Origin of the sequence: Zavarzinia sp., from assembly GCF_041650655.1 — a bacterium.
Lineage (GTDB): Bacteria > Pseudomonadota > Alphaproteobacteria > Zavarziniales > Zavarziniaceae > Zavarzinia.
Genome location: NZ_JBAZKR010000255.1, coordinates 1 through 2,781 on the forward strand (window position 1 = coordinate 1; position 2,781 = coordinate 2,781).

Genomic DNA, 2,781 nt, shown 5'->3' on the forward strand with positions numbered 1-2,781 from the left:
GACGCGCTCATTGGCCTGAACCTGATCGAGCGGGCCTTCCGCGAGCACCGAGCCTTCGTGCAGCACCGTGACCTTGACCCCCAGCGCCTTCACGAAGGTCATGTCGTGTTCGACGACGACGACCGAGCGCGTCTTGTTGATCTCGACCAGCAGTTCGGCGGTCTCCGCCGTCTCGGCGTCGGTCATGCCGGCGACCGGCTCGTCGACGAGGAGGAGCGCCGGTTCCTGCGCCAGCAACATGCCGATTTCCAGCCATTGCTTCTGGCCGTGGGACAGGTCGCCCGCCAGCCGGCCGAGCGACTCGGTCAGCTTGGTCAATTCCAGCAACTCGTCGATCCGCTGCCTTTCCTTCGCCGTCTCCTTGGCGAAGAGCACGGTGAAGGGCTTGCGCAGACCCGCCAGCGCCAGTTGCAGATTGTCCCGCACCGTGTGGCTTTCGAACACGGTCGGCTTCTGGAACTTGCGCCCGATGCCCAATTGGGCGATGGCGGCTTCGTCCAGCTTGGTCAGGTCGACGTCGCCGTTGAAGGCGACGGTGCCGACGTCGGGCCTCGTCTTGCCGGTGATGACGTCCATCATGGTCGTCTTGCCGGCGCCGTTCGGGCCGATGATCGCCCGCATCTCGCCCGGGGCGATGACGAGGGAGAGGTCGTTGAGCGCCCGGAAGCCGTCGAAGGTTACAGTGACGCCGTCGACATAGAGAATGGGCTTGGGGGCGGAGGTGTCGCCGATCTGCATGGCCGTCTCCTATTCGCCCGCCGGGGTCGAGGCTTCGGGTTTCGGGGCCTCGGGCGCCGCCGCGTTCTGCGCCTTGCGGCTGCGCATCATGTCGAGGAGCTGCGGCACCGTGCCGACGATGCCCTTGGGCATCAGCAGGGTGACGAAGACGAAGAGACCGCCGAGGGCGAAGAGCCAGAGTTCGGGAAGCACGCCGGTGAACACCGTCTTGCCGAAGTTGACGACGATGGCGCCGACGGCCGCCCCGACCAGGGTGCCGCGCCCGCCGACCGCGACCCAGACCACCGCCTCGATCGAATTCTGCGGCGCGAATTCGCCGGGGTTGATGATGCCGACCTGCGGCACATAGAGCGCGCCGGCGATGCCCGCCATGACCGCCGACAGGGTGAAGGCCGCGAGCTTGTAGCCCTCGACCCGATACCCCATGAAGCGCGTGCGGCTTTCGGCGTCGCGCACTGCGATCAGCACCTTGCCGAAGCGCGAGCGGGTGATCCACAGGCAGAGCAGATAGCACAGCGCGAGCGCGAGGGCCGAGGCGGCGAAGAGCGCGACCCGCATCCCGTCGGTCTGCAGGTTGAAACCCAGCAGGTCCTTGAAGTCGGTCAAGCCGTTGTTGCCGCCGAAGCCCATGTCGTTGCGGAAGAAGGCGAGCAGCAGGGCGTAGGTCATCGCCTGGGTGATGATCGACAGATAGACCCCGGTGACGCGCGAGCGGAAGGCGAGATAGCCGAAGACGAAGGCGAGCAGGCCGGGCACCAGCGCGACCATCACCATGGCGAACAGGAAATTGTCGAAGCCGAGCCAGTACCAGGGCAGCTCCTTCCAGTTCAGGAACACCATGAAGTCGGGCAGGATGGGATCGCCATAGACGCCGCGCGGGCCGATCTGGCGCATCAGATACATGCCCATGCCGTAACCGCCGAGGGCGAAGAAGGCGCCGTGGCCCAGCGACAGGATGCCGACGTAACCCCAGACGAGGTCGATCGACAGGGCGAGGATCGCGTAGCACAGATATTTGCCCAGCAGGGCGACCAGATAGACCGGCACATGCAGCGCCGAGTCCGCCGATGTCGCGAGGTTGAGCACCCCGACCAGCACGGTGACGATGAAGAGGATGGCCAGGAACCAGAAGGCCGTGGCGTCCGAACCGAACAGACGTTTCGCAATCATCGCTCGACCGCCCTGCCTTTCTGGGGGAACAGGCCCCGCGGCTTGCGCTGGATGAACAGCACGAGCGCGACGAGGACGAAGATCTTGCCGAGCACGGCGCCGGCAACAGGTTCGAGCAGCTTGTTGGTGATGCCCAGTGTCATGGCCCCCACCAGCGTACCCCAGAGGTTACCGACGCCGCCGAAGACGACGACCATGAAGCTGTCGATGATGTAGCCCTGGCCGAGGTTGGGGCTGACATTGTCGATCTGGGACAGGGCGACGCCCGCGATGCCGGCGATGCCGGAGCCGAGGCCGAAGGTGAGCATGTCGACCCAATTGGTGCGGATACCCATCGAACCGGCCATGCGCCGGTTCTGCGTCACCGCCCGCATCTGCAGGCCGAAGGCCGTCCGCCGCAACACGACCATCAGGACGACGAGCACGACCATCGAGAAGACGATGATCCACATGCGGTTATAGGTCAGGGTCAGGCCGCCCAGGTCGAAGGCGCCCGACATCCAGGCCGGGTTGCCCACCTCGCGGTTGGTCGGCCCGAAGATGCTGCGCACCGCCTGCTGCAGCACGAGCGACAGGCCGAAGGTGGCGAGCAGGGTTTCCAGCGGCCGGCCGTAGAGGAAGCGGATGATCACCCGCTCGATCACGATGCCGACCGCGCCCGAGACGAGGAAGGCCAGCGGCAGGGCGATGGCCAGCGAATAGTCGAACAGCCAGGGCGCCGAATTGCGGATGATGTCCTGCACGACGAAGGTGGTGTAGGCGCCGATCATCACCATCTCGCCATGGGCCATGTTGATGACACCCATCACGCCGAAGGTGATGGCGAGGCCGATCGCCGCGAGCAGCAGTACCGAGCCCAGCGAAATGCCGTAA

3 protein-coding genes are annotated in these 2,781 nt (G+C 65.7%); all 3 read right to left on the reverse strand.

Annotated elements, in window-relative coordinates; translation table 11 throughout:
• Window positions 1-738, reverse strand: a 738-nt coding sequence (urtD, locus tag WC493_RS23140; protein ID WP_373068987.1) for an urea ABC transporter ATP-binding protein UrtD, incomplete at its 3' end; no start/stop codon positions are given.
• Between the two features lie 9 nt (window positions 739-747).
• Window positions 748-1,908: an urea ABC transporter permease subunit UrtC gene (gene urtC / locus WC493_RS23145; protein WP_373068989.1), complete on the reverse strand. Its 1,161-nt coding sequence runs from the start codon at window positions 1,906-1,908 to the stop codon at window positions 748-750.
• A partial coding sequence (gene urtB / locus WC493_RS23150; protein WP_373068991.1) for an urea ABC transporter permease subunit UrtB occupies window positions 1,905-2,781 on the reverse strand: 877 nt, incomplete at its 5' end. The genes urtC and urtB, both read right to left, overlap by 4 nt.